General features: G+C 39.8%; 26 protein-coding genes and 4 pseudogenes. 12 read left to right on the top strand and 18 right to left on the bottom strand.

What is annotated here, in order from left to right; all coding sequences use genetic code 11:
* Both IQ228_RS02850 and IQ228_RS02845 read right to left on the bottom strand, forming a co-directional pair.
* Positions 1 to 379, bottom strand: a pseudogene (locus tag IQ228_RS02850) (photosystem II q(b) protein); the annotation flags it as partial.
* A gap of 686 nt (positions 380 to 1,065) precedes the next feature.
* A complete protein-coding gene (locus tag IQ228_RS02845; protein ID WP_193962108.1) occupies positions 1,066 to 1,836 on the bottom strand; it encodes a TspO/MBR family protein in 771 nt (256 codons plus the stop codon).
* A 53-nt stretch (positions 1,837 to 1,889) separates the two neighbouring features.
* On the opposite strand from IQ228_RS02845, the gene IQ228_RS02840 reads away from it, so the two are divergent.
* Both IQ228_RS02840 and IQ228_RS02835 read left to right on the top strand, forming a co-directional pair.
* A complete protein-coding gene (locus IQ228_RS02840; RefSeq protein WP_160170660.1) occupies positions 1,890 to 2,057 on the top strand; it encodes a hypothetical protein in 168 nt (55 codons plus the stop codon).
* A 1-nt stretch (position 2,058) separates the two neighbouring features.
* Positions 2,059 to 4,671 (top strand): annotated as a pseudogene (locus IQ228_RS02835) (DNA polymerase III subunit alpha); the annotation flags it as partial.
* A gap of 525 nt (positions 4,672 to 5,196) precedes the next feature.
* On the opposite strand, the gene IQ228_RS02830 reads toward IQ228_RS02835, so the two are convergent.
* Together IQ228_RS02830 and rpsF are read right to left on the bottom strand one after the other, a co-directional pair.
* On the bottom strand, positions 5,197 to 5,757 hold the full coding sequence (locus IQ228_RS02830) for an Npun_F5560 family protein (RefSeq protein WP_027404732.1): 561 nt from the start codon (positions 5,755 to 5,757) through the stop codon (positions 5,197 to 5,199).
* Between the two features lie 590 nt (positions 5,758 to 6,347).
* Positions 6,348 to 6,674 carry a 30S ribosomal protein S6 gene (gene rpsF, locus IQ228_RS02825; protein WP_027404731.1) on the bottom strand — a complete coding sequence of 109 codons (327 nt, stop codon included), beginning with the start codon at positions 6,672 to 6,674 and terminating at the stop codon, positions 6,348 to 6,350.
* A 301-nt stretch (positions 6,675 to 6,975) separates the two neighbouring features.
* Between rpsF and IQ228_RS02820 the strand changes: the two genes are divergently transcribed.
* Positions 6,976 to 7,749, top strand: a complete 774-nt coding sequence (locus IQ228_RS02820; protein ID WP_193962107.1) for a fumarylacetoacetate hydrolase family protein — start codon at positions 6,976 to 6,978, stop codon at positions 7,747 to 7,749.
* Here the strand turns inward: IQ228_RS02820 and IQ228_RS02815 are convergent.
* Together IQ228_RS02815 and IQ228_RS02810 are read right to left on the bottom strand one after the other, a co-directional pair.
* Entirely contained in the window at positions 7,746 to 8,222 is a 477-nt protein-coding gene (locus tag IQ228_RS02815; RefSeq protein WP_193962106.1) for a Tic20 family protein, read from the bottom strand. The two genes, IQ228_RS02820 and IQ228_RS02815, sit on opposite strands and share 4 nt — an antisense overlap.
* A 76-nt stretch (positions 8,223 to 8,298) precedes the next feature.
* On the bottom strand, positions 8,299 to 8,496 hold the full coding sequence (locus IQ228_RS02810; protein WP_039205056.1) for a hypothetical protein: 198 nt from the start codon (positions 8,494 to 8,496) through the stop codon (positions 8,299 to 8,301).
* Positions 8,497 to 8,712: 216 nt separating this feature from the next.
* On the opposite strand from IQ228_RS02810, the gene IQ228_RS27025 reads away from it, so the two are divergent.
* Together IQ228_RS27025 and glyA are read left to right on the top strand one after the other, a co-directional pair.
* Positions 8,713 to 8,841: a hypothetical protein gene (locus IQ228_RS27025; RefSeq protein ID WP_255549937.1), complete on the top strand. Its 129-nt coding sequence runs from the start codon at positions 8,713 to 8,715 to the stop codon at positions 8,839 to 8,841.
* A 513-nt stretch (positions 8,842 to 9,354) separates the two neighbouring features.
* Complete coding sequence (gene glyA, locus IQ228_RS02805; protein WP_193962105.1) at positions 9,355 to 10,638, top strand: serine hydroxymethyltransferase; 1,284 nt, start codon at positions 9,355 to 9,357, stop codon at positions 10,636 to 10,638.
* Positions 10,639 to 10,810: 172 nt separating this feature from the next.
* On the opposite strand, the pseudogene IQ228_RS02800 reads toward glyA, so the two are convergent.
* From IQ228_RS02800 to IQ228_RS02790, 3 genes and pseudogenes are all read right to left on the bottom strand, one after another.
* Positions 10,811 to 11,578: pseudogene (locus tag IQ228_RS02800) on the bottom strand (RNA-directed DNA polymerase); the annotation flags it as partial.
* 322 nt (positions 11,579 to 11,900) lie between these two features.
* Positions 11,901 to 12,806 (bottom strand): peptide chain release factor N(5)-glutamine methyltransferase, encoded by a 906-nt coding sequence (prmC, locus tag IQ228_RS02795; RefSeq protein WP_193962104.1) that lies wholly within the window; start codon positions 12,804 to 12,806, stop codon positions 11,901 to 11,903.
* Positions 12,807 to 12,828: 22 nt separating this feature from the next.
* Complete coding sequence (locus IQ228_RS02790; RefSeq protein ID WP_027404725.1) at positions 12,829 to 13,602, bottom strand: Tic22 family protein; 774 nt, start codon at positions 13,600 to 13,602, stop codon at positions 12,829 to 12,831.
* Positions 13,603 to 14,402: 800 nt separating this feature from the next.
* Between IQ228_RS02790 and dxs the strand changes: the two genes are divergently transcribed.
* Entirely contained in the window at positions 14,403 to 16,310 is a 1,908-nt protein-coding gene (dxs, locus tag IQ228_RS02785; protein WP_027404724.1) for a 1-deoxy-D-xylulose-5-phosphate synthase, read from the top strand.
* Positions 16,311 to 16,688: 378 nt separating this feature from the next.
* Here dxs and IQ228_RS02780 read toward each other — a convergent pair whose 3' ends face one another.
* Genes IQ228_RS02780 through IQ228_RS02770 form a run of 3 tightly spaced genes read right to left on the bottom strand, consistent with a single transcriptional unit; the run spans position 16,689 to position 18,299 of the window.
* Complete coding sequence (locus IQ228_RS02780; RefSeq protein ID WP_027404723.1) at positions 16,689 to 17,216, bottom strand: NAD(P)H-quinone oxidoreductase subunit J; 528 nt, start codon at positions 17,214 to 17,216, stop codon at positions 16,689 to 16,691.
* Complete coding sequence (locus IQ228_RS02775) at positions 17,209 to 17,946, bottom strand: NADH dehydrogenase subunit K (RefSeq protein WP_193962103.1); 738 nt, start codon at positions 17,944 to 17,946, stop codon at positions 17,209 to 17,211. Before IQ228_RS02775 ends, IQ228_RS02780 begins: the two co-directional genes overlap by 8 nt.
* Positions 17,937 to 18,299 (bottom strand): NAD(P)H-quinone oxidoreductase subunit 3, encoded by a 363-nt coding sequence (locus IQ228_RS02770; RefSeq protein WP_027404721.1) that lies wholly within the window; start codon positions 18,297 to 18,299, stop codon positions 17,937 to 17,939. Before IQ228_RS02770 ends, IQ228_RS02775 begins: the two co-directional genes overlap by 10 nt.
* A 262-nt stretch (positions 18,300 to 18,561) precedes the next feature.
* Between IQ228_RS02770 and IQ228_RS02765 the strand changes: the two genes are divergently transcribed.
* The 5 genes from IQ228_RS02765 (at position 18,562) to IQ228_RS02745 (ending at position 20,686) form a co-directional block, all read left to right on the top strand.
* Positions 18,562 to 18,906, top strand: a complete 345-nt coding sequence (locus tag IQ228_RS02765; protein ID WP_027404720.1) for a rubredoxin — start codon at positions 18,562 to 18,564, stop codon at positions 18,904 to 18,906.
* Between the two features lie 124 nt (positions 18,907 to 19,030).
* Positions 19,031 to 20,050, top strand: a complete 1,020-nt coding sequence (locus IQ228_RS02760) for a photosynthesis system II assembly factor Ycf48 (RefSeq protein ID WP_027404719.1) — start codon at positions 19,031 to 19,033, stop codon at positions 20,048 to 20,050.
* A gap of 111 nt (positions 20,051 to 20,161) precedes the next feature.
* Positions 20,162 to 20,410: a cytochrome b559 subunit alpha gene (gene psbE / locus IQ228_RS02755; RefSeq protein ID WP_027404718.1), complete on the top strand. Its 249-nt coding sequence runs from the start codon at positions 20,162 to 20,164 to the stop codon at positions 20,408 to 20,410.
* A gap of 9 nt (positions 20,411 to 20,419) precedes the next feature.
* Positions 20,420 to 20,557 (top strand): cytochrome b559 subunit beta, encoded by a 138-nt coding sequence (gene psbF, locus IQ228_RS02750; RefSeq protein ID WP_010997987.1) that lies wholly within the window; start codon positions 20,420 to 20,422, stop codon positions 20,555 to 20,557.
* Between the two features lie 9 nt (positions 20,558 to 20,566).
* Positions 20,567 to 20,686: a photosystem II reaction center protein L gene (locus tag IQ228_RS02745; protein ID WP_015081482.1), complete on the top strand. Its 120-nt coding sequence runs from the start codon at positions 20,567 to 20,569 to the stop codon at positions 20,684 to 20,686.
* A gap of 15 nt (positions 20,687 to 20,701) precedes the next feature.
* On the opposite strand, the gene IQ228_RS02740 is transcribed toward IQ228_RS02745, so the two are convergent.
* Complete coding sequence (locus tag IQ228_RS02740) at positions 20,702 to 20,983, bottom strand: hypothetical protein (RefSeq protein ID WP_193962110.1); 282 nt, start codon at positions 20,981 to 20,983, stop codon at positions 20,702 to 20,704.
* Positions 20,984 to 21,006: 23 nt separating this feature from the next.
* Here IQ228_RS02740 and IQ228_RS02735 point away from each other — a divergent pair, with 23 nt between their 5' ends.
* Positions 21,007 to 21,126, top strand: coding sequence for a photosystem II reaction center protein J (locus IQ228_RS02735; protein ID WP_015081481.1), 120 nt, complete (start codon positions 21,007 to 21,009; stop codon positions 21,124 to 21,126).
* A gap of 338 nt (positions 21,127 to 21,464) precedes the next feature.
* Here IQ228_RS02735 and psaI read toward each other — a convergent pair whose 3' ends face one another.
* The 5 genes and pseudogenes from psaI to IQ228_RS02710 all read right to left on the bottom strand — a co-directional run bounded on the left by psaI (position 21,465) and on the right by IQ228_RS02710 (position 26,172).
* Positions 21,465 to 21,605 carry a photosystem I reaction center subunit VIII gene (gene psaI, locus IQ228_RS02730; protein ID WP_071992853.1) on the bottom strand — a complete coding sequence of 47 codons (141 nt, stop codon included), beginning with the start codon at positions 21,603 to 21,605 and terminating at the stop codon, positions 21,465 to 21,467.
* A 98-nt stretch (positions 21,606 to 21,703) separates the two neighbouring features.
* Positions 21,704 to 24,037: a hypothetical protein gene (locus IQ228_RS02725; RefSeq protein ID WP_193962102.1), complete on the bottom strand. Its 2,334-nt coding sequence runs from the start codon at positions 24,035 to 24,037 to the stop codon at positions 21,704 to 21,706.
* Between the two features lie 86 nt (positions 24,038 to 24,123).
* The gene (locus tag IQ228_RS02720; protein ID WP_027404716.1) at positions 24,124 to 24,366 is read right to left on the bottom strand and encodes a hypothetical protein; all 243 of its coding nucleotides are present in this window, start codon (positions 24,364 to 24,366) and stop codon (positions 24,124 to 24,126) included.
* Positions 24,367 to 24,368: 2 nt separating this feature from the next.
* On the bottom strand, positions 24,369 to 25,241 hold the full coding sequence (locus tag IQ228_RS02715; RefSeq protein ID WP_193962101.1) for a hypothetical protein: 873 nt from the start codon (positions 25,239 to 25,241) through the stop codon (positions 24,369 to 24,371).
* A gap of 136 nt (positions 25,242 to 25,377) precedes the next feature.
* Positions 25,378 to 26,172, bottom strand: a pseudogene (locus tag IQ228_RS02710) (RNA polymerase sigma factor SigF).
* Positions 26,173 to 26,320: the final 148 nt, after the last annotated feature.

The raw sequence follows: 26,320 nt of genomic DNA, 5'->3' as shown, positions 1-26,320 counted from the left end.
GGTAGCAGAATACACCGATTAGGAAGTGGAATACTACCAACTGGTAAGGACCGCCGTTATACAACCACTCGTCTAAGGAAGCAGCTTCCCAAATTGGGTAGAAGTGTAAACCAATAGCGTTGGAGGAAGGAACTACTGCACCGGAAATGATGTTGTTTCCGTAGAGTAGAGAACCTGCGACTGGTTCGCGGATACCATCAATGTCAACTGGAGGTGCGGCGATGAATGCAATTACGAAGCAAGCGATCGCAGATAGGAGGGTAGGGATCATGATTACGCCGAACCAGCCGATGTATAAACGGTTGTCGGTGCTTGTAATCCACTCGCAGAAGCGGCTCCATACGTTAGCACTTTCGCGCTGTTGTAAGGTGGTTGTCATGTGTTTATAATTGCGTTTGAGTTATGTATGTTCTGGTAGGTGTTTCTACCTCATGCCTTTATAGTAAGCCTTATATTTCGATTTGTAAAGGGGTTTTCGTAATATTTTTTGATAAATCTAGAAACCTGGGTCGTCTTTATGGCTATAACCTAGATATGGCAAGGCTTTCTACTGTTAATATTTTTTATAACAACTTTTAATTTTCTTGTTAAATAGGTAGGTGGAGGAACCTCTGACGAGCGTAGCCATCGCATAGCTTACTATAATTGTGACTATTTAGGGCTTGCTGACAGCGCAGCGTGGCGTTAGCCATATAAAGCTAAAACCGTTGATTAATAAAGGTTTCGCGGATTCTTGTCACAAAAAATTGCCAGGTTTTGGTTGATGGTTTCTCCAAATAGGTGCATTTTTCCTTGTCGGATTTGGAAAATTGAGGATATCCATATAGCTAAAACTGTTCCCTGGCTTCACGGACAACTTTTATGGCTTACGCCACGCTACGCTATCAGCAAACCCTATTTATACTGCAAACGGTTCATAGTTTAACCAAATATGAAACCCCTCTGGTAAACCTCTCCAGTATTAAATGTTATTCCTTTTCCCTCCTCCTAAGAGGAGAGGATTAGGGAGAGGTGCAAAGGAGAGGCTTTGAACCCTGTTCTTTGTATGATAAAAAAGTCCAGCTTCTAGCCGTTTTGAGTATATTTCTCCACAACAGCTAATTTTAAAGGATACAAAGGCTCAGATCCATTTAACTGCCAAATTCTCAATACCAACACAGCAGCAACAGTTAGCCATACACAAGAAAAAGATAAAATCATTCCCGCTAAAGGAACAGTTTGCCAATAAATTGCTGTCACCACTATAGCTGATAACCAAGGACCTAAAATCACCATAGGAACAGCAGCACCTAATCTCCGTTCTACGGTAAAAATCGTATTCCAAGTATCTCCTAAAGCTAGATGGATAACAAACATAATTAACGGCAATATCAAAAATTGGTGATTCATTTCCTGCCAAATTAACACCGAAGAAATTACCCGCAAAACTGCAATTATCATCCAAACTATGGGAAATGCTAAAGGTGGAGGAGACCATTTTGGTCTAATTACTTGATCATACGTTGTCCGAGAACGAGTATTATCTAAAAGGGAGAATATCCGGGAACGGATACTTAATAAAGCAAAAAATAATGCGGTAACTAAAGTGCTAAACCAACTAGGAAAAAAAGAATTATTATCAATCAATGTTACCAATTTTTCCATTCCCAGCAATACAAGAATCATCACTCCTATTTGTAGGATAGTTCCTAATTTATAAACTAGAACTGCCTTGATATCTAGTTCTTGTGTATCCACTGCTGATGTATTTAGAGACTGTTCTTGATTCCCAGTTTTTACACCCATTACTATATTGACAACCTGTTCAAGTATGCCACCATTATTGGATTGATTCATAATTAAAAGATAGCGAGTAGTTTGTAGTTGGTCATAATAAGTTATTATATGATATGTATGCAAATTTAGCAGCTAATAGCGGTGTACTTTTATCAGGATATCAAGCCTCCATTATTGGGAATGATGTAGCTTTTGGTAAAAGATGCGCGATTGGGTTATCATTAACTCAACTACTTGATATCATTGTTAATCTAAAATTCTCTTACTCTACCAAATACTAATATGTCATTTGTTCCTTTACATATTCATAGTGATTACAGCTTGCTTGATGGTGCTAGTCAACTACCAGAATTAGTAGATAGAGCGATCGCATTAGGAATGAAAGCGATCGCCCTCACAGATCATGGTGTCATGTATGGCGCAGTTGAACTGATTAAAATCTGCCGCAACAAGAACGTTAAACCAATAATTGGCAACGAAATGTACATTTTAAACGGTGAAATTGACAAACAAGAACGCCGTCCCAAATATCATCAAGTCGTATTAGCTAAAAATACCAAAGGTTATAAAAACTTAGTTAAATTAACCACAATTTCCCACCTTCAAGGTGTTCAAGGTAAAGGCATTTTTTCCCGTCCTTGTATTAACAAAAACTTACTCAAACAATATCATGAAGGTTTAATAGTTACCAGTGCTTGTTTAGGTGGAGAAATTCCCCAAGCAATCATGAGTAATCGTCCAGATGCAGCCAGAAAAGTTGCCAAATGGTATAAAGATGTATTTGGGGAAGATTTTTATTTAGAAATTCAAGATCATGGTTCTCAAGAAGACCGAATTGTTAATGTAGAAATAGTCAAAATTGCCAGAGAATTAGGAATTAAATTCATCGCCACCAACGACTCCCATTTTATCTCATGCTTTGATGTAGAATCCCACGATGCCTTGTTATGTATTCAAACAGGTAAACTCATTAGCGAAGATAAAAGAATGCGATATAGCGGCACAGAATACCTCAAATCATCAGAAGAAATGCACCAGCTATTCCGTGACCATTTATCCGATGATATCATTGCTGAAGCGATCGCCACAACGGAAGAAATTGCCGATAAAGTTGAACCTTATCACATCATGGGTGATCCCCAAATTCCCACACCCACAATCCCTTCAGGACATACAGCAGATACTTATGCAGAAGAAGTTGCATGGCTGGGACTTTTAGAAAGATTAAATCGTAAATCTCGCCACGAAGTAGATCAAGTCTATAAAGAAAGATTGGAATATGAATTAAAAATGATTCAACAAATGGGATTTTCTACCTACTTTTTAGTAGTGTGGGACTACATCAAATTTGCGCGAGATAATAATATTCCCGTTGGTCCAGGACGGGGTTCTGCGGCTGGTTCATTAGTAGCTTATGCCATGAAAATTACGAATATTGATCCCGTACATCATGGCTTACTATTTGAAAGATTTCTCAATCCTGAACGGAAATCAATGCCGGATATTGATACAGATTTCTGCATTGATAAACGAGATCAAGTCATTGATTATGTAACTAATAAATATGGTGTTGATAGAGTTGCTCAAATTATTACTTTTAACCGTCTCACATCCAAAGCAGTTTTAAAAGATGTCGCTAGAGTATTAGATATTCCTTATGGGGATTCTGACAAAATGGCAAAAATGATTCCTGTAGTCCGGGGTAAACCTACTAAACTAAAAGTGATGATTTCAGATGAAACACCCGAACCAGAATTTAAAGCCAAATATGATAATGATCCCACTGTCCGGCGCTGGATTGATATGGCGATGCGAATTGAAGGAACTAACAAAACCTTCGGTGTTCATGCTGCTGGCGTAGTTATCTCCGCAGAACCATTAGATGAACTTGTTCCCCTGCAACGTAATAATGACGGTTCTGTAATTACCCAATATTTCATGGAAGATTTAGAATCATTGGGATTATTAAAAATGGACTTTTTGGGTTTGCGGAATCTAACCCTAATTCAAAAAACAATTGATTTAATTGAACAAAGTAAAGGATATAAAATCGATCCTGATGAAATTACCGGACAAGAAAGAAAAGCACAAAAAATATTAGCCAAAGGTGATCATACTAACTTACCAAAAGATGTTGCTAAAGCTTATTCACTATTAGAAGCTGGTGATTTAGAAGGAATATTTCAATTAGAATCTTCAGGAATGAAACAAATAGTCCGAGATTTGAAACCTTCAAACATTGAAGATATTTCTTCTATTTTAGCATTGTATCGTCCAGGTCCATTAGATGCCGGATTAATTCCTAAATTTATTAATCGTAAACATGGACGAGAAGAAATTGAATATGATACTCAAATTTTAGAACCAATCTTAAATGAAACCTACGGAATCATGGTTTATCAAGAGCAAATTATGAAAATTGCTCAAGATATGGCTGGTTATAGTTTAGGACAAGCTGATTTACTTCGTCGCGCTATGGGTAAAAAGAAAGTATCAGAAATGGAGAAACAAAAGCAAAATTTTATTGATGGTTCTGCAAAAAACGGTGTAGTACCCCAAGTCTCTGAACATTTATTTGGGGATATGTTGAAGTTTGCCGAATATTGTTTAAGTTACGACACAGAAATTTTAACTGTTGAATATGGTTTTTTACAAATTGGGGAAATTGTCGAAAAACAAATTGAATGTAAAGTTTATACTGTTGATAGTAATGGGATACTTTATACTCAGTCAATTGCCCAATGGCATAATCGCGGACAACAGGAAGTTTATGAATATTTATTAGAAAATGGCGCAATTATTCGCGCTACAAAAGATCATAAATTCATGACTGAAGAAGGGCAAATGTTACCAATTGATGAGATTTTTTCTCAAGGGTTGGATTTGTTACAAGTGGGTGTGCATGAAAATATGAATTTATTTCACGCAGAGGCGCAGAGTCGCAGAAGTAAGAGCTTTGGCGGTCGCTATAAGTGAAAACTTCCAATTAAGCGAGATATTGGGGATAATGAGTAATATCTAATAAGTAATTGGACAAAAATATTTACAGTCATTGCGAGGGAAGGGAAGCAATCACAACCATTGGAATTGCTTCATTTCACTTCGTTATATATGGCTAACGCCACGCTGCGCTAACGCAATGACATTGTGTAATTAATTCTGTCTCACTACTTATCAGATATAGCCAAAGAGACGCAGTAGTTGTCAGTAGGGGCGGGGTCTCCCTGCCCTAAGAGTAAGCAACTACACTTTGTTTCCTAATGCCTCTGGCACTCTGCACGAACAGAATGACATTGGGCATTTCTTTTTGTGGAGTTCTCTAAATTGTATTACTAATAGGTTTTAAATTTAAAATTACCTGAGTCCGCTTTTTACTATGTCAAGCCTACACTGACTTCTGGAGTGCAGTGTAGGAATATGTCACGCATTCTGGGGAGCAGGTATACTATCGGCTGTCGCTTCTGAACGAGGAAAAGTCGGTAAATCAATACCACCATGATTTGCGTAGCGGTTTTTGAGCGCTAAACGGTAACTCACACTTTGCAATTCGGCTTGCAATTGGCGATTTTCTCGTTGTAGGATTGTTACCTTGTCTCGTACTGGTGTCATGCGTTCCTCAAACTTACGACGGTAAATTTGGGGCAATTCTTGTACTACTTGCTCTAACATTCGACTACGATCAGTTAGTTCCTGCACAGACTGGCGTAATTGATATATCTCTGTATCACGATTCGTAATTTGTTCTTGGTAGAAAGTTACCTGTTGTTCTACAGCTTGGATTTGATCTCTTAAAGCTTGCAATTGGCTGGAATCTATCTCTGACTCAGATTTTGGTACTGTAAAGTTAGTATTCCCCTTGACTAGCCGAAATAGTTCCTGTGATAACTGTTGAACTAATTGATCACGCAGTTGCAAGTCTTGGTGCAACTGGGATATTTCCGTAGACAGTTCTTGGATGCTTGGTATATCAGATTGGCTCACGGTACTTAAAGCTCTTACTTAATATATATACAGTTATACTTGATTTTTGACTTGCGCCGATTGTATCACATACTGAGCAATTTGATTAAAATAATTTAGCGATTTCTGTACTATCTCAAAACGACTTGATTGTTTGATTCTAAAGTAGGGGTTTAGCAAGAGCTTCATTGGTGTCAACTTAACGTAAAACCTCTATCCCGCAAAGAACTCAAGTTACCTCATTCCCAGTCTCTGACTGGGAATGAATTCTAGAAGGCTCTGCCTTCAATAATATTAGAGGCAGAGCCTCATTAACTGCATTCCTAGTCAGAGACTAGGAACGAGATGTGGTAGGGATTTGAGATTAAGTTGACACATATCAGCAGTGCTAAACTCCTACACATCTAGGTTCTTTGTCATTTTGCAAAAGTTTATATCTCACCCGTGTTTAGTATATAAGTAGTTGCTTGTATCTAAAATATTTATAGAATTATTAATTAAGGCTTGCTGACTCCTGACTCCTGACTCCTGACTCCTGATTTCTTGATGGTGCAGCATGACACAAGCCATACTGCTGAAATCCTAACTAATCACTTGAGAAAACGCGGTTATTAAGCTGCTACAACTTCTTCTGCTGGTTTTTCTTGGTGAACTTCTTGCTTGACGGTCATATAACGAATTACTTCTTCGCTCAATCGCATCGCCCGTTCCATGATAGCAATTACTGTTCCAGGACCTGTGTAGTTAAGTTGAATATAAACGCCATCACGATGTCTTTGAATTTCATAAGCTAGACGACGTTTACCACGGTTTTGAATTTCAATATTCTCAGCGCCGTGTTCACGAATGAGGTTTTCGTATTTAGCAATTTGTTGTACTACCTGTTCATCTCCCAAGTCAGGACGCAGGATGTACATGGTTTCGTAAACTGTGGTCATGTTTTTTAAATTTACCTTTTGGACAAAATGGCTGAAGAGGTGTTAATTCACACAAACATTGCTGTGAGCGATAATTTTATTGATCAACATCTCAAGCAACAAGGAATTTTGACAATTTTTTAGCTATTCTACACTAACACAATTTTTAGCAGGATTTGTCCACTGGTTGATAGTTTGTATAGTTTGTCAATTAAATTCATCAGGTCTTCCATATTTATCTTATAATTTTACAAGTTTTCAATGGCAATCATTAACCACATTCTGCTGAAAGAAAGCATATTTAAGGATATTTGTCAAACTTATGGCGCAGCGATATGTGCGAGTTCAAAGTCAAGAAGGGAAAATTCACTATGGGTTGCTCCAGCTTACTCAGAATGTGGAGGTGCTAGATGCTCCACCTTGGTTGGATGGTCAACCTACGGATTTAATCCTGCCATCCAATTCTTACACGATTCTAGCTCCTTGTGCGCCTTCAAAAATTGTGGGTGTAGGTAAGAATTATGCTGATCATGCAGCGGAAATGGGGACTCCTGTACCTGCTGAACCGCTAATTTTTTTGAAACCGCCTACGTCTGTAATTGCGTCGGAAAAAGAAATTAAGTACCCTTATCAGTCTCAACGGGTAGACTATGAAGGAGAATTGGCTTTGGTGATTGGCGATCGCACCTGTGATTGTACCCCAGCCCAAGCCCAAAGTAAAATTTGGGGTTATACCATTGCCAATGATGTCACAGCCAGGGATTTACAGAAAAAAGACCCCCAATGGACTAGAGCCAAAGGTTTTGACACTTTTTGTCCTTTGGGTCCTTGGATTGTCCGAGAATTGAACCCAGGTGCGAGATTACAGACGTTTCTGAATGATCATCCCCACCCAGTTCAGTCTACTTGTATTGATCAAATGGTATTTTCTCCGGATTTTTTGGTGTCTTATATCAGTCAAGTGATGACTTTATTACCTGGGGATATAGTATTAACTGGTACACCGATGGGGGTAGGGGCTTTGCAAATAGGCGATCGCATCCGTGTGGAAATCGAAGGAATTGGTCGCCTAGAAAACACAGTTGTGGGGCGTTAGGGTACCTGCATATGTACTGCATCGGAAATCGCGGGAATTTCCGCATACTTCCCCATTAAAGACTGAGCAACGGAATAAACAACGGCTGCTAATATTCCCATAAAAATAGTTGTAAACAGTGTTTGCATAGCAAATCCACTACCAGGAACTAATTTCACAATATCAGTCAAGATGCTACATAAAAAGATCACAATATCTAAAATGATGGCTTGCATCGTGTTAAAACGAATAAAATGATGAATTTTCTCGTTTCTGACCACCAACAACCACAAAGCAAAGAAAATAATCATCCCCGCAAAGCGGACACCATAGTAAATTTTTAACAGTGGGAACAGAGGTAAAAATATCAGTTTTAAAAGGGGAAAATCATTCATTAAAAACTGACCAAAAGCAAATACCTCAATTAAAGGCAGCAAATAAGGTAAACAAGCGAAAATTCGCTCAGGGAAAGTTGTAGACCCGCGCCAAGACATTTTGTGTTCTCCTGTGGCTAAATTTCAACAGCTATTGAGCTTAGGATAACGCAGATGCTTGACCTTGCTGACAAATCTATTTTATATTGGCGACACGAAAGCCCATCACACACTCATATTGATCTGGCTGTTGTTCTGTAAACTTATTAATTGCTTGACCACAGCGCAGTTTACCTCCACCCCAGCGAGGTTGTCCACTACCATTTGCTAGTAAACAAGACTGACAGACCTTTTCAGAGCTAAGGATTTGATTGTCCATGAAAATGACTAACATCTCAACCCCTCCTGGTTTTCAATAGAGCAATCTCAAAAAATGTTGGTAATAAGTAGGTTGACGTTGAAAATTGTCGTTATAGCAAGGCAAGAGGCAATAGGCAAGAGGCAATAGGCAATAGGCAAGAGTAAAGAAGTTTTCAGGGATTTTACGTCTCTTTACACAGTTTGGTTTTATTGTGTTCACCTACTTAATGTAAGTCGCTAGTTAGGTAAATTGTCAGAATCAGGATGTCCAGGATTAAAGGATGAACAGGATGAAACCAGAGCTTTTTTTACCAATTACCTATTACCAATTACCCATTACCAGCCTCAACGAGATAACCAAGTAGTGAGACAGAATTAATTACACAATGTCATTGCGTTAGCGTTGCGTGGCGTTAGCCATATGGAACAAAGTGAAATGAAGCAATTCCAAGGGTTGTGATTGCTTCCCTTCGCTCGCAATGACTGTAAATATTTTTGTCCAATTACTTAGCAACTTGAGTTAATAACAAAAAGTTGTTCATCAAACCTAGTTTTATTGTATCTTGTATCTCTGGTAATTTTGTGAGTTTAAGTACAAAATAATACATAACTTCAGGCTACCACGTTGATTAAAGTCAACAATTCTTAGATAATTACTTTCCCCGTTCTCAAGAGACTTCCAAATAAAAAAATGTCCCAAAACTGATGCAGAAATTCTCTCTCTGTGTACTCTGTGCCTCTGTGGTTCGTTTCTTAGGATAATTTATTTCTTGGAAGTCTCCAAAGGTTTTCCGTCTAAATTCTTATAATAAACAAATTGCCTAATTTACAACTTTGGTAATAGGTTTAACCCCAATTTCAATTTTCATCAACTTTATCAGCATCATAAAAAATGACAAAAACTAACTCAGACCTGCTAAAAAGCTCCGATCCTGCCATTAATGAACTAATTAACCAAGAATTACAGCGTCAACGTGATCACCTGGAATTAATTGCCAGTGAAAACTTTACCTCCGCCGCCGTATTAGCTGCCCAAGGTTCAGTATTAACCAATAAATACGCCGAAGGCTTACCCGGTAAACGCTATTATGGCGGTTGCGAGTTTGTTGACAAAATTGAACAAATAGCCATTGACCGAGCTAAACAGCTATTTGGTGCGGCTCATGCCAATGTTCAACCCCATTCCGGCGCCCAAGCTAATTTTGCCGTCTTCCTGACCCTGCTGCAACCAGGAGACACAATTATGGGTATGGACTTATCTCATGGAGGACACCTGACTCACGGTTCACCAGTGAATGTTTCTGGTAAATGGTTTCAAGTCCGTCATTATGGCGTAAGTAAAGAAACCGAACAACTAGACTATGACCAAATCCGTGATTTAGCGATCAAAGAACGTCCTAAACTGTTGATTTGTGGTTATTCAGCCTATCCTCGGATTATTGACTTTGAAAAGTTCCGCAGTATTGCTGATGAAGTTGGCGCTTATTTACTTGCAGATATTGCTCACATTGCTGGTTTAGTCGCTACTGGTCATCATCCCAATCCTCTGCCTTATTGTGATGTCGTCACAACTACAACTCATAAAACCTTACGTGGTCCTCGCGGCGGCTTGATTTTGACCCGTGATGCCGACTTGGGTAAAAAGCTGGATAAATCAGTTTTCCCCGGAACTCAAGGTGGACCACTAGAACACGTCATTGCTGGTAAGGCTGTGGCTTTTGGTGAAGCTCTTAAACCTGAGTTTACAGACTATTCTGGGCGGGTGATTGCAAATGCTCGGTCGATGGCTACTCAATTACAAAACAGAGGCTTTAAATTAGTGTCTAATGGCACTGATAATCACTTGATGTTAGTAGATTTACGTTCTGTTGGCATGACTGGGAAGAAAGGAGATCAACTGGTTAGCACTGTGAATATCACCGCGAATAAGAATACAGTTCCCTTTGATACTGAATCACCTTTTGTTACCAGTGGTTTAAGATTGGGTTCTCCAGCGATGACAACTAGAGGTTTCGGTGTGGCAGAATTTACGGAAGTTGCGAATATTATTAGCGATCGCCTACTTTCCCCAGATTCAGATACAGTAACTAAAGATTGTTTAATGAGAGTGGCCGCATTGTGCGATCGCTTCCCATTATATCCTCACTTAGAAATTCCCGTACCAGCCCTAGTTTAAGCAATTTTGGATTAAGTGGAGGGTGGCCATTGTCCACCCTCTGTAACCCAGTTTTTATTATAAATTGGTGCTTGACAAAATTCTGAGTTTCGACTATGGTTATGTTAAGAGTGGAAAAGTGTGCGCCCATATATATAGGCTGTTCATTCGTCAGTATTAGGATTTTCAAGATTTAAGGATTTTTAGCATCTGAATCTTCAAGATGATGGAAAACAGTAGAAAGAATATTTTTTCTTAATCTCCATGTGTCACCATGCTGTAAATGAGCAAACCAGCTTTGCAAAAATTGTCTGATTGTTTCTTTGTCCAAAATCCCTCGTTGATATTGTGAGATAGTTTTCTTAATTCTTTTGACGCTTTGACGTAAGCTATTACTACGGACTTTAATTTGCTTAGGTAAAACACGAAAACCGACAAAATTTGCTCCGTGTTTAGTCTCAAATAATTGGCTTTTAATTGGGTGAATTTTTAATCTTAGACTGGCTAAATATCCTTCAATAGAAATTCTGGCATTAGCTAAAAAGATTTTATCATCACCAAATAAAGCAAAATCATCAACGTAGCGAATATACTTTTTACATTTAAGTTGATCTTTGATAAAATGGTCAAAACCGTTTAAGTAGACATTTGCCATAAATTGACTTGTCAAATTACCAATAGGTAAACCACGTCTTCTTCCTAAAGGTGATAATAAGTCATCTCCGGGAAAATAATGCACTACCAACTCTTGTTCATTACTATGGTCTATGATTTTATCAAGTAACCAGAGGGTATCAGCACATTTAATTTTGCGGTGAATTAGAGATTTTAAGATTTGATGATCTATACTCGGGAAGTATTTACGAATATAAGATTGAAAGATATATTTACTAGAACGAGCAAATTTTGTAAAGCGACGCAAAGCTCGGTGTGAACCATAACCAACTCGGTTAGCATAAGAATAATGAATCCACCGATTTAAGGATTTTCAGGATAATTTTGTTTGATGTTATGTTCTTTGGAATTTAGATTTTTGAGAACATTTATTCTATCTAAATGGTAATTTCGACGATATTTTTGTTATTACTGACTATTCAAATCAAAATCTTTCCCATTCCCAAAAGTCTCCAACCACAATCCTGAAAATCCTCAAATCCTGGATATCCTGATTCAGACAATATTATTCAAATCAAAATCCTTCCCATTCCCAAAAGTCTCCAACAACAATCCTGAAAATCCTCAAATCCTGAAAATCCTGATATGGCTTGCGCCACGCTACGCTATCAGACAATATTTTGCTTACAAGCCACAGCAAAACGTTCAATTCCCGCTAAATCAGCATGAATAGAAATATTGCCATAATTCCCATTACTTACCAATAATTCCCGCACCATTTCCGCCTGTCCTGCCATCATTTCAATTAACCACAGCCCTCCAGGACGCAAATAATCAGGGGAAACATTAATTAAATGACGGATATAGTCTAAACCATCCTTACCACCATCTAAAGCTAAATGGGGTTCATGTTTCACCACTTCCGGCTGTAAAGTTAAGACAGTATGACTAGGGATATAGGGTGGATTGGATACCATACCGCTAAACTGACCCTTGAGAGATTCTAGAGGTTGCCACCAAGAACCCTGATAAAATTGAATCCGTTCCTGAAAACCCAAATTTTCAGCATTGGTTTGAGCTACGGCTAAAGCAGCGGGACTAATGTCTACAGCATGAATCATCGCATCTGTAAAGACTTCAGCTAAACCAATGGATATCGCCCCACTACCCGTCCCCAAATCCGCCCAATGTCCAGCTTTCATTCCACCATTAGCAGCAGCCACAGCCAAATCAATCAATATTTCTGTTTCTGGTCTAGGAATTAAGACCGCATTGGATACCGTGAGTTGAAACTTCCGCCAAGCTGTCGTCCCTGCAATATACTGAACCGGTAAACGGTCATCTAATCGCCTTTGCCACAATTGCTCTAATTCTGTTAAAGACAATTGTATGGGGATTTCCTGCCATGTTTTGAAAGACTCTAAACGCAGTGCCAAGCGGTCTAAATTAGCTATTGTTAATAATAGCCAATCTACCTCCATTGGGGATACATCCGCAGCTATAGCCGCTTGAATTGCGGTTGTTCGCCACTGCCAAAGTTCTAATCCAGAAACCTTATAATTTGGCTTTAACATATCAGGAGGTAAAAATGATTTTCTATTTTTTGGGTTGAGCGGGAACTATGGAACGAATAAATTCTATTGATTCCCGTGAAGGAAACAAGAAAATTTTATTAGTGCTGGGATCATTACTGCTACTGAGTGTGTCAATCACTCTATACAAATCTAATACTTGAATTTCTGTATTAGCTGCTTCCTGTGGTTTAGCCTTTTTAAATGCTTCTAAAAGAGCCACTGCTTGTTCTTTTTCAAAATAGAAGGGAATTAATCGCTCCTTTCCTGCTTGTCCTTTGGGAATTGTTAAATAGCTATTGTCTTGCTTAAATTTTGGCACAAACAAAGGAATACCATCAAATTTTTTGTCTGTTTTACCGCTGGTATTCAGCATAATTATTGCTTGATCCACTTGTTGTTTACTAGGAACTAAGCTAAAAACTACATTAGAGTCTTTCTTCTTATTATTTTCTACAACTAATTTATAGTATTCTGCTAAAGAAAGAGGTGTGATTCTAATAGTGCTTGCTAACTGAGGATTTTCTTTTTTTAGTCGCTGTTCTAGAAAAATCTGAGCATCTTTCTTGCTCAGAAAAAAGCCTACCTGGGAAATAGTCTTTGATTGATTTTTCCTAGAGATAACTACAAATTCTCCTTGGGCATTAGTTAGTGTAAAAACGGGTACTTCTTGTAAAGTTTTTACCACTTGCTCCTGTGGTAGAGCTAAGGCTTGCAGATTATTGATTCCTAATATTCCGCCAAACATCACACTACCAGCCAAACCCAATGTCAAGCCCCAACGTACTAATAATTTCATGCTCACTCCTCACTTCAATAATTTCATGAATGCCAGTAATTAGACAAATTGTCAGATTTATATACCAATAACTAGTTTTAGTCATATAGCAGACCATTTATTTTACAAAAAACTTATGGTAGCTATTTGGTATCAACTATCAATTCTCAAAATAGGATTTTGTCAAACCTTTTGGCGGTGATGATATTATCACCTCTAGAAACTGAATATACACATTAAAGTTATTTTATTTTTATTTTTGCTTGGCTATTCATTTCCATTACCCCACCCAAAAGCCTGAAAACCCTATTATATGTCTTCTCTAGGAAGAAAGAAGATCCTGATGTTTTCCCATTCCATCCTGTATTTAATGACGCTCTGATTACATCTAACGTTCCAAAAACCACCAAAAAGCAGTTGATTAGGTGTTTGGCGGTTTTGGGAGGTTACAAGTAGTGAGACAGAATTAATTACACAATGTCATTGCGTTAGCGCAGCGTGGCGTTAGTCATATGCAACGAAGTGAAATGAAGCAATTCCCAGGGTTGTGATTGCTTCCCCTCCCTCGCAATGACTGTAAATATTTTTGTCCAATTACTTAATTTATGCCAGTTACCAGATTAATATACAGTTAAAATCAAGATTTAACATTGATACTATTCTCATCCAAGAATGAAGCCAAAATTTATCTATGAACCTGAAAAACGTACAAAAGTTATAGTTAAACAACAACAATTAACGACAGTCAGATTTTAGAAGCCACCGGAAGTGGGAAAATAAGATCATGCCAAAAGAAGACCTAGAAAGGAAAAGCCGATAATATGCACTTGAGTGAAATTACCCATCCTAACCAGTTGCATGGGTTGTCAATTCGGCAGTTGCAACAAATTGCCCGTCAAATTCGTGAGAAGCACCTACAAACCGTAGCAGCCTTTGGAGGGCATTTGGGTCCTGGTTTGGGCGTTGTCGAATTAACACTAGGACTTTACCAAACCCTAGATTTAGATCGGGATAAAGTCACATGGGATGTGGGACATCAAGCTTATCCCCACAAATTAATTACCGGACGCTACAGTAATTTCGATACTCTCCGTCAAAAAGATGGCGTTGCAGGTTATCTCAAACGCTGCGAGAACAAATTTGATCATTTTGGCGCAGGACACGCTTCTACCAGTATTTCCGCTGCTTTAGGGATGGCTTTAGCCCGCGACTTAAAAGGGGAAAAATTTAAAACTGTTGCTGTAATTGGTGATGGGGCCTTAACAGGGGGTATGGCGCTAGAAGCCATTAACCACGCTGGACACCTCCCGAAAACTAATCTCCTGGTGGTTCTCAATGACAATGAGATGTCCATTTCTCCTAACGTGGGGGCGATTCCTCGTTATCTGAATAAAATGCGTCTGAGTGCGCCGGTGCAATTTCTCTCCGATGGAATTGAAGAACAGTTAAAACATCTGCCTTTTGTGGGTGATTCCCTGTCTCCCGAACTTGAGCGCATCAAGGAAGGGATGAAGCGGTTAGCAGTTCCCAAGGTCGGCGCTGTTTTTGAAGAATTGGGCTTTACTTACATGGGTCCAGTTGATGGGCATAATTTAGAGGAATTAATTGCCACATTCCAACAAGCACACCAAATTACTGGCCCGGTTTTGGTTCATGTAGTCACAACTAAGGGTAAAGGCTATGAACTAGCAGAAAAAGATCAAGTCGGCTACCACGCTCAAACTCCCTTTAATTTGGCTACTGGTAAAGCGATTCCTTCTAGTAAACCTAAACCTCCTGCTTACGCTAAGGTCTTTTCTCATACTTTAGTAACACTGGCGGAACAAAATCCTAAAATTGTCGGTATCACAGCCGCAATGGCTACTGGTACAGGCTTAGATAAACTACAAGCTAAATTACCTAATCAGTATATTGATGTGGGTATTGCTGAACAACACGCCATTACTTTGGCTGCTGGTTTAGCCTGTGAAGGTATGCGTCCTGTGGCTGCTATTTATTCCACTTTCTTGCAACGTGCCTTTGACCAAATTATTCACGATGTTTGCATTCAAAATCTACCTGTATTCTTCTGTTTAGATCGGGCGGGGATTGTTGGGGCTGATGGTCCGACTCACCAAGGGATGTATGATATTGCTTATCTGCGTTGTATCCCGAATATTGTGGTCATGGCTCCCAAGGATGAGGCGGAATTACAACGGATGGTTGTAACTGGGATTAATTACACAGATGGACCTATTGCTATGCGGTTCCCTCGTGGCAATGGTCACGGTGTCCCCTTAATGGAGGAAGGCTGGGAATCGTTGGAAATCGGGAAGGGGGAAATTCTTCGTCAAGGGGATGATGTGTTGATTGTTGGCTATGGTACGATGGTTTACCCAGCAATGCAAGCGGCGGAAATTCTCAGCGAACATGGGATTGAAGCAACTGTAATTAATGCTCGTTTTGTTAAGCCTTTGGATACTGAGTTGATTTTACCTTTGGCTAAACAAATTGGTCGGGTTGTGACTTTGGAGGAAGGTTGTTTAATGGGTGGTTTTGGTTCTGCTGTGGCTGAGGCTTTACTTGATGCTGATATTGTTGTCCCTGTGAAGCGGATTGGTGTCCCTGATATTTTGGTAGATCATGCTACGCCGGATCAATCTTTTGCAGCATTGGGTTTGAGTAGTCCTCAAATTGCGGAAACTGTTTTACAAGCTTTTTTTAAGAAGGAATTAGCTGGTGTGAAATAGTTTTTATGCTCTGAATCAGGATTTTCAGGATTTGAGGATTTTCAAGATTTAATTATTTGGCGTTGGTAGATAAAAGTATAAATTCGTCTCACGCAAAGGCGCAAAGAGTAAGAGTTTGAAAAATGGAATTTTTGATGTTTATACCTCAATTTAACAACGCCAATTATTTTATATGGATTTCCTTATCCTGTTTATCCTTTTATCTTGGGTATCCTGATTTGGGAACAGGGAACTTTATACTAAAAACGGTTTTAGTTTTATATGGCTAACACTACGCTACCAGCAAACCCTACATAAATAAATGCTGACAATTCAAACCCCTCTCCACGACTGGAAAGGGGTTAATTGTTACTACTGAAAATTCAATTCCAGCAATACTTAATAAGCGTTTTGTAACTCGTAAAAATCAGGTGAGATGTAATCCTTTCGTAAGGGCCAACCTACCCAATCTTCTGGCATCAAAATCCGTTTCAAGTTAGGATGACCTTCATAGATGATGCCATACATATCATAGGTTTCCCGTTCTTGCCAGTCTGCTGTTTTCCAAATCCAGTAAACTGAAGGTACAGAGGGATTTTCTCTGGGTAAAAACACTTTCACCCTGATTTCTTCAGGACGGTCAGCATTATCACTAACTTTGAGTAAATGATAAACACTTACCAATTCTTCTCCTGCACCTAAGTCAATACCGCCCTGAAATTGCAGATAATTAAACCCATAGGCGTACAAAGCTGTAGAGATGGGAAGTAGAAAATTTGCAGGGACTTTAATTATTTCTACTCCGTTAGCGTCAAGTTCTACAAACTCATGGAAAAAGCCATTTTCCGCTAACCATTGGGAAACTTTACCGGGTTGAATTAAAGCTGATTCCGCTACGGGAACTGGTTTCGATTCTTCTTCAGCCACGTGCTTGTTCCTCCTTCTGTGTCTTTGCTGTCAACAGTCCTGGGGGTACAGCCATACCAATTGCTTCGGTTAGTTCCTTGGGCGGGTTAAAGCGAGTATCTGACTGCATATACTTACCCGTTAATATGTCGGGAACTGGTTTCATATTATGAGTTGTACTGTAGTAACGGTGGACTTGCTTGATGTTATCCCGTTCCTGCATGGACTCGTTGGCAATTTTCTTCCGCAGTTTAATAATTGCGTCAATAATCGCTTCTGGACGGGGCGGACAGCCAGGCAAATACACATCTACAGGAATTAGCTTATCAACTCCGCGCACTGCTGTCGGGGAGTCAACGCTAAACATTCCCCCAGTGATTGTACAAGCACCCATAGCAATCACATACTTGGGTTCGGGCATTTGTTCATAAAGACGCACCAATTGGGGAGCCATCTTCATGGTAATTGTCCCGGCAGTGATGATTAAATCGGCTTGTCGGGGGCTGCAACGGGGAATTAACCCAAAACGGTCAAAGTCGAAGCGAGAGCCGATTAATGCCGCAAATTCAATGAAGCAACAAGCTGTACCAAATAGTAAAGGCCACAAGCTAGAAAGCCGCGCCCAGTTGTAAAGGTCATCAACGGTGGTTAAAATCACGTTTTCTGACAGTTCGTGGGTGACTGTAGGACGTTGAATGGGGTTGATGATTTTTTCTGTGTCCTGGGTGATGATATGAGAATTTAAGACCATTCCAAAGCTCCTTTCCGCCATGCGTAAACTAAGGCGATGATAAGAATCGAAATAAAGACTAGGGCTTCGATAAATGCCAATAAACCCAAACGGTTAAATGCAACTGCCCAAGGATACAAAAATACTGTTTCTACGTCAAAAACAACGAAGACTAGAGCAAACATATAGTAGCGAATGTTGAACTGAATCCAAGCTCCGCCAGTAGGTTCTAGTCCGCATTCGTAGGTAGTGCGTCTTTCTAGACTGTTCCCACTGGGTCTAAGAATTTTTGAGGCTGACAGTGCTAGGACTGGTACTAGGCTACACAGGATGAAAAAGCCTAGAAGGTACTCGTAACCGCTAAGAACAAACACAATGTTTTTCTACCGCTAATGGTGTAAGGTAATAAGCTATCAGTTATCAGTTTTATGGCTTGATAGGTGGCAACTGACAAGTGTTCAGTGAAATATATGGATAATGTTCTTTTACATTATATCTTTTAGGGTTTTCTGAAATCTGGGCAACAGAGTAGATCCTTGTATTTGAATCCTTTTGATTAGTGATAGAAAAGTCCAACAATTATGTCATAATTTGTAACGTATATTTAACAATTCCCCTAAAGCGAGACTAAAAGCCATGAGTGAACAAGCTGAACAAGCTATGGAAACTCCAGTGTTAGACCGCTATGAGTGTCGCTCTTGCGGCTATGTTTATGAACCTGAGAAGGGAGACGATAAAAGTGATGTTCCCCCAGGAACACTTTTTGCGGAACTACCGACAAATTGGCGTTGTCCAGTTTGCATAGCCAAGAAAACTGCTTTTGCGAATATTGGACCGGCGGGTACTGCCTCTGGTTTCAAGGAGAATTTGGGTTACGGTTTAGGTGGTAATAAGCTGACACCAACTCAAAAGAACATTTTGATTTTTGGGGCTTTGGCTCTGGGATTCTTGTTTTTCATTAGCCTTTACGGACTACAGTAAAAACAGCTATCTTTATTTACGAGCAACAGGGAACAGGGAACGGGGAACGGGGAACAGGAAGAACTTCTCTTTGCAGGGAATTCGACAAAAATCTACCAAATTTAGGAAAACCTCAGTAATACTGATGCACTCAATTGTAAAAAAGTGGCAAAAGTTTGTTGCCGCATTAATAGTAGTTATCGCTTGTATTGGGTGTAGTAGTGTTTCTTCTCTTAGCTACAATCCCTGGCAAGTGATTAATGTTCCCACGGATGCAAAGTTGTTAGATATTGGCTTTACTGGTAACTCTCAACATGGTTATTTGGTGGGTGGTAATGCCACTCTCTTGGAAACTAATGATGGTGGTGAGACTTGGCAACCGCTAAAATTAGAGTTGGATGATCCTCGATATCGGTTTAACTCGGTGAGTTTCTCTGGTCAGGAAGGTTGGATTGCCGGAGAACCTTCTCTGCTACTCCACACTACTGATGAGGGTAAGTCTTGGTCACGGATTTCTTTAAGCGAAAAGTTACCTGGTAATCCAATTGCCATTACAGCACTAGCTGAAAATAAGGCGGAAATGGCTACTGATGTTGGGGCAATTTATCAAACGATAGATGGTGGTCAAAACTGGAAAGCTAATTTGGAAGCCGCAGTTGGTGTGGTGAGAAACCTAGAGCGATCGCCCGATGGTAAGTATATCGCTGTTTCTGCGAAAGGGAGTTTTTACTCCACTTGGGAACCTGGTCAAGATGCTTGGCAACCCCACAACCGCAATAGTTCCCGTCGTTTGGAAAATATGGGTTTTACTAACGATGGACAAATGTGGTTGTTAGCACGGGGTGGTCAGGTGCAGTTTAGTGATCCGACAAAACCTGAAGAGTGGTTAGAGGGGGAATATCCAGAGTTATCTACAAGTTGGGGTTTACTGGATTTAGCTTATCGGACACCTGAAGAAATTTGGGTCGGTGGTGGTAGCGGTAATTTACTCCGCAGCACTGATGGTGGTAAAACTTGGGAAAAAGACCGTGATGTAGAAACAGTTGCAGCTAATCTTTACAAAATTGTATTTTTTAGCCCTGATCAAGGCTTTATCATTGGCGATCGCGGTGTTTTACTCAAATATAACCCCAAACCAGAGGCAACAACAGCCCCAGCGGCTTAATTACACCCAACTATGGATGTATTCGCCAGAAGAAAGTTGTAAGTTGTAACTCTGTCTAAACTTTGTAGGATAATAAACTCAATAATAGTTTTTGATAAGGGAGTGAAATAAATGGCAGGTACCACTGGAGAACGTCCGTTTGCTGACATCGTTACCAGTATTCGTTACTGGGTAATTCACAGCATCACCATTCCCGCATTGTTTGTCGCTGGTTGGTTATTTGTCAGCACTGGTCTGGCTTATGATGTGTTTGGTACACCTCGTCCTAATGAGTATTTTACTCAAGTCCGTCAAGAAGTGCCAATTGTAAGTGATCGTTTTGACGCAAAAAAACAAGTAGAAACATTTATTGGAAAGTAATTTGAGATCATGACTAGCGGTAATAACATCAATCAACCAGTTACCTATCCCATTTTTACAGTCAGATGGATCGCGGTGCATACCTTAGCTGTCCCTACTGTATTCTTTTTGGGCGCGATCGCCTCAATGCAGTTTATCCAACGCTAGGAGTTAATCATGGAAAGAACGCCTAATCCCAATCAACAACCGGTTGAATTAAACCGTACCTCTCTCTATCTTGGACTACTATTAGTCTTCGTTCTGGGAATTCTATTTTCCAGTTACTTCTTTAACTAACTGGACTTTTTAACGTCAGTTGCTAGTTAGGTAATAGGTAATAGGTAATTGGTAATAGGTAATTGGTAATTGGTAATAGGTAATTGGTAATAGGTAATTGGTAATTGGTAATTGGTAATAGGTTACAGAAAGAATATTCTCAACTGACAACTGACAACCGACAACCGACAACTGACAACCGACAACCGACAACCGACAACCGACAACTGACAACCGACAACTGACAACCGACAACTGACAACCGACAACTGACGACTGACGACTGACAACCGACAACTGACGACTGACAATTGACAATTTTTGTAAGTGAGGAAAAAACTGTGTCTGGAAGTGGAAGAATTCCTCTGTGGGTCGTCGCTACGATCGCAGGATTAGGTGTAATAACTGTTGTAGGTATTTTCTTTTATGGATCTTACTCAGGAATTGGTTCTTCAATGTAATCCCATAGCAGGGAACAGAGAATAGGGAATAGGGAACAGGCAGTTTGAAAGTCTTTTGTGTTATGACTTTTTTCACCAATTTCTGTCCTCACCTACCTGGTAACTACTATTCTGGAAGAAGATAGCAATTAAAAATACAAAAAACTGGATTTTTGCTTGATTATCATTTCTGAACTTATTCTGCAAAAATCGCTATAAAAACCGCCTAAATCGTTGATTTAGGCGGTTTTGTTTGTAAATAAGTAATTGGCGAAAAAATCAAGTAACCGAACGTGAATTCGGTGAACCCCAACCCCTCTCCGTGTCGAACTCACGTTAACCAATTACCCATACTCTAATTAAGCAATATCTTCGCTTTCAATGTATGAAAACAAAAATGCGAAAATAACTGCTGGTAAAACCAAGCCAGTTAGGGGAACGAGGATAGAGGGTAAAAAGGAGGAATAAGCCAAAATAGTAGGCAAAAATGAACTTGACATAGAATTAGAGTCCTGTAAAGTCTTACTACAATTCAAATTGAGCTTACTGCAAAACCCTCCCTAATTTGCCAAATTATCAAGATTTTTAACACAGCTTTTTACATTCCCAACATTTCATCCAGTTCTATGGTTGGTAAATTAGGGGGAATTACTGACTTAACAATGGTGAATTTGTCACTTTCCTGCTGAGTAGTCTGATCAAGAGCGATCGCCGATAAGCGAATTTCTAAGCAGCCAAAAGGAACTTTGAGGTAAATTGCCGTTTCTTCTTCTCCCCAAGCATTAGAACGTAAATCTGATAGAATATGTGGTCCATCCAGGAGACTCCGAGTTTGGTAATCTTCCACCCATAACTTAATAGCTAACGCAGATGAAACTTCGGGTATTGTTACACGCACCATTACAGATGTACCCGCAACAAGTTCACCCTCTGGTAAAGACAATTGGGGAGTTGGTAAAGACTCCATGATCACGCCAGATTTCTCCGGTGTAGCTTTATCCTCCGAGACAAGAGAATAATTATGATCCTCTATCACTTCATCACCCAAATTATCCCCATCCTCTGTCACCACCAGATTATCTATAACTATTTCTTGAGACAACCATCCCGGCTGGGTTGTGATTGGACTGGTGATAGTGACTATTTCCGGTTCATTAAGTTCTAAAAGAAGATTGTCAGCAAGAGAATCTACCTGAGTTGCTATTTCCTCATCAGCATCATTGTCTAAGGATTCTTCAGAACCAGCTTCAATTAACAAGTATCCTTGACTGTCCACCCATTGTTGTAAGAGAGAGGAATCCTCCTGAGAATCAACCACATTCAATTCCTCATCCTGGGGAATTAAGTAATTTTCCTGAGAATCAACCACATTCAATTCCTCATCTGCGATCGCAAACTCCTGCTGTAAGCAGTTCCCCTCCGCCACAATTCCCGCGATTAATTCCGCATAGGATGTGTCCTCCAGGATAGACTCATCAATTGGTGATTTCAATATTTTTACTGATGAAGTTCCTAAAGTCGGTAAAATTGGAGATTTATTCAGAGGTGCTAATTCTTTCTCAACAACATCTAACTGATCAGTGACTGTTTCCCCTGGAGTCCGCTTAACCTGCAACCGTTTCAAGTAAGGTAAAGTAGCATGGACTGGTTTAATTACCAACTTTTTCAAATCAATTGGATGAATAGCCAGGGTTTTTGCCAGAGAGTTTGGTGGCGAATCAGTAGTAATCTCAGGTGTGGGATTTTGAGGTAAATTTGGTAATTGTGGTGAAAAAACTTTCAAGGATACCAGAGGTTTAATCTGGGGTGGCAAAGGTTGGTTTGGAGAGGGCTTTAAAATGTGAAACTGGGCTAAATTTGGCGTTTTAGCCACATTAAAAAGTTCTAATCGAATCTTGATAGAGGGCTTAGGCTTAATCGGTGAATTTATTTCTGGTAAAGCGTAACTGGAATGGGATGGGAAAGTTTGTCGTGCTAGTAATTCAGTGACATTGGCTGTAATCGTGAAGGTATGATTAGCCAAAAGAATGATCTCACCAACATCAGTTAATGCACCATATAAATTAATATCTGCTAAAAGTAACTTAGATTCACAGTTGAGGGGAATATTAATCAAACTGCTAAAACCAAAAGGTAAGACTTGATTTGTTAATGGCTGCTGAATCCGGTTGATAACTTTTGATTCTAAGGGCGATCGCAATGCAATTTCTAGCCGGAGTTGGTAAAGTCCCCCCAGAGAAAATCCTTCATCTTCCAGATTCTCTATTTCATTTACTTCCACATCACCATGAATCGTAAAATTGTCCCCCCAACGAACAATATAAGTATCTTGATCTAAACTCAGATTCAGTAGTAGAGGTGGTGGTAAAATCGGCGCATTTTCAATAGTCTCCTCATCTAGTAAGGGTTCATCTTCAGGTAAAGCTAAATCTAATAAGTTTTGTAAAATCTGCTCAGTTGTTTCCCCCTTAAACCAGACGGGAGTACCGTGATTCATCACAATACTGACTTCAGTATCAGCATCAGTCGCCACAGCCAGATCACCTTCCTCAACCAGTTGAGGAGGCAGTGTAGGGCTAGTTTCTAGGGGTGATACCTGAATAATGAGGGTACGTTGCCAGGACTGACCCAGCATATCTGACATAATATCCCCAGAGCAGCGTAATTCCCAAATCCCTGGTTTAAAGTGGGTAAAAGGAATTACAGCCATCAGTCCTTCACTATTAGTCCGGCGCGATCGCTTCAGAAGTCTCCGCTTCGGCGGAACTTCTTCAGTAGATATATGGGTAACTCGCACATCAACATCCGTATTATTTAGACCAGAACGAGCCAAAACTCGGTAATTACCTGCCCAAATCTCCAAATTTGACGACTCCAACGTGCGCCAAGTATGATCCCCCTGTTTCTGTATCAGAAATTGCCAGTTTTCCATTATAAATAACGCCTAAACCGAAGAGCAGCCAATAAATATTTTGCATTAACCTGCTTGTCAGTTTAACCTAGCTATCTTTTCTTAACCTACTTATAGCGATTTTGATAATAAGCCACTATCTGCTTAAACTTTTCCCGACTTTCCGCATCAGCAGTTGGTGTCCATGAAACCCATAAGCCAGAAACTTGACTTTGGTTGTAATCAAACTCCACAGATGTTTGGGAAATTAGTCCCACTTCCACACCTACCACCTGACGAAGATGCGCCGCCACTTCCCGATATACAGCCAAAGGTAAACCAGCAAATGTTATTTGCTCTTGTAAATTCATAGCTATGAAGCCACCCCCACAAGATTTCCCATCGGCTTCACCATCGAAATAGGATTACCCACAGAAGCTGTAGTAGCTGGTTTAGATACTTTAACTGGTTGTTCCCCTACTTGTTTAGCAACTTCCACACCGTACTGTTCCAAAATCACAGTCGGATTAGAGCCTTTGCCCATTTCAATCCGTTTTACCAACACCCCATTCACCAGTCTTTGTCCTGGTTGTACATATCTACTATTTGGCTCATCCGGTACTTGTACAATTGCTTGAGGTACTTTACCAATTAAAATTACACCAGTCACAATCACACCTTTAGCCGTTTCTGGTTGTGGTGCTGGTGGTAATATCGTCTTCAGTTTAGGAGACGGTACAGATCCAGCCAAAACCGTAGGTAAAACTGGTCTGATCAAGGGTTTTCGGGCGATCTGTAATGGCTTCTTCGGTAACAAAATTACGGGTTTAGTTGCTATTGTTTTTATTGGTTTCGGCTGAGTTGCTGTAGGTAAAGGGGGTAATTTAGGAACAGCAATTTTCTCCCCAGGGAGCTTAGTTGTTGTCACACCTGTTGACTCTACAATTTGCCCAAAAGGATCAGTTCTTCCTCTCTGTACCACCAACAAACGCTCCGTACCATTTGTTGGTTGAATCAAACTGTCAACTGAACCAGGACTCACGGGTAGTTTACTAGATACAAGAGGATTATTAAAAGGTTGAGTCAAAGACGGTAGCTGTGCCGGCTTCGGAGTAGTTGCTTGAAGACTAAGATTTGATTGAGGACTGGCAGGATTAGTAGCTGTTGGTGGTTCACCTACAGTACATCCAGTAAGTACCAAGGTTGTTAAAATAGCTGCGGCAGCAATATGGGAATTTTTACTCATTAGCTGTTCTTGAAAACTATAGGAAAGTTTGTTTATAGGAATATAATGTTGCTGATCAGCCCTTATTTTAGACCACAGGCTTAATTCTGTCTTCTTTATAACCTAAATTTTGGTATTTCGGAATCCCATTCCATAACTAATCTTCTGCCGCACCAAGCATAATCTTTTTCAACAAGTCTAAGCCTTTCTTGACTTGGCGAGAAACTGTGACAACACTAATATCTAAGTGTGCTGCTACTTATTTTTGAGTTAAATCGTACAAGAACACACACTCAACAACCTCACGAGTCCGTTTTTCTAACTTAATCAGAGCTTGTTGTAAACGAATTTGGTCTTCTTGAGCTAGTTGAAAACTGCGATATTTAGTATCTGGAACTAACTCACCCAAACAAGTAGAACCTTCTTCCCCATCTTGTATAGGTACATCCAAACTTAAAGGGGCGCGATTAATCCATGCTAATTTAATTTCTTGCCATTCACTCAGAGAAATTTGCAATGCCACAGCTAATTCCCTATCAGTAGGTTGGCGATTATATTGTTCACGGAGAGAACGAGAAAGCCCAACAGCTTGTTGTTGTAGTGCTAACCACCGTCTGGGTATTCTTACAGTTACACCTTTATCTCGCAGATAGTGTTGAATTTCACCCCGAATATAGGGCATCGCATAGGAACTAAAAGCATTGCCCTTAGTAAGTTCAAATTTCTCAATTGCTTTAATTAAGCCTATACAGCCTACTTGAATAAGATCCTCATAGCTCTCATCGCACTGATTAATCCAATAATACGCTTCCTTTCTGACTAGTCCTAAATTGAGTTGTACTAGCTGATTGCGGACTCTTTCAGAACGGGATTGTTGATACTCCCCCAACAACTGTGAAATTTTATGTTTGAGTTCATTATTATTTGTTTCGTTTGTAGTTGTATTAGTCATAGCAGTTTGATTTTTAAACAAGTAAATTGGGTATATAGTTGCTTTTAAACTAGTAGTTCGTCAAATTTATTTTGACGGGTAATGATCGGAAAAAACTTCTGTTCTTCCCTCCCCTGCCCCCGGTGCCTCTCTTCTCCCCCTGCTTGCC

This window comes from Dolichospermum sp. LEGE 00246, assembly GCF_015207865.1.
GTDB classification, from domain to species: domain Bacteria; phylum Cyanobacteriota; class Cyanobacteriia; order Cyanobacteriales; family Nostocaceae; genus Dolichospermum; species Dolichospermum heterosporum.
This window is presented reverse-complemented; position numbering and strand designations above follow the sequence as displayed.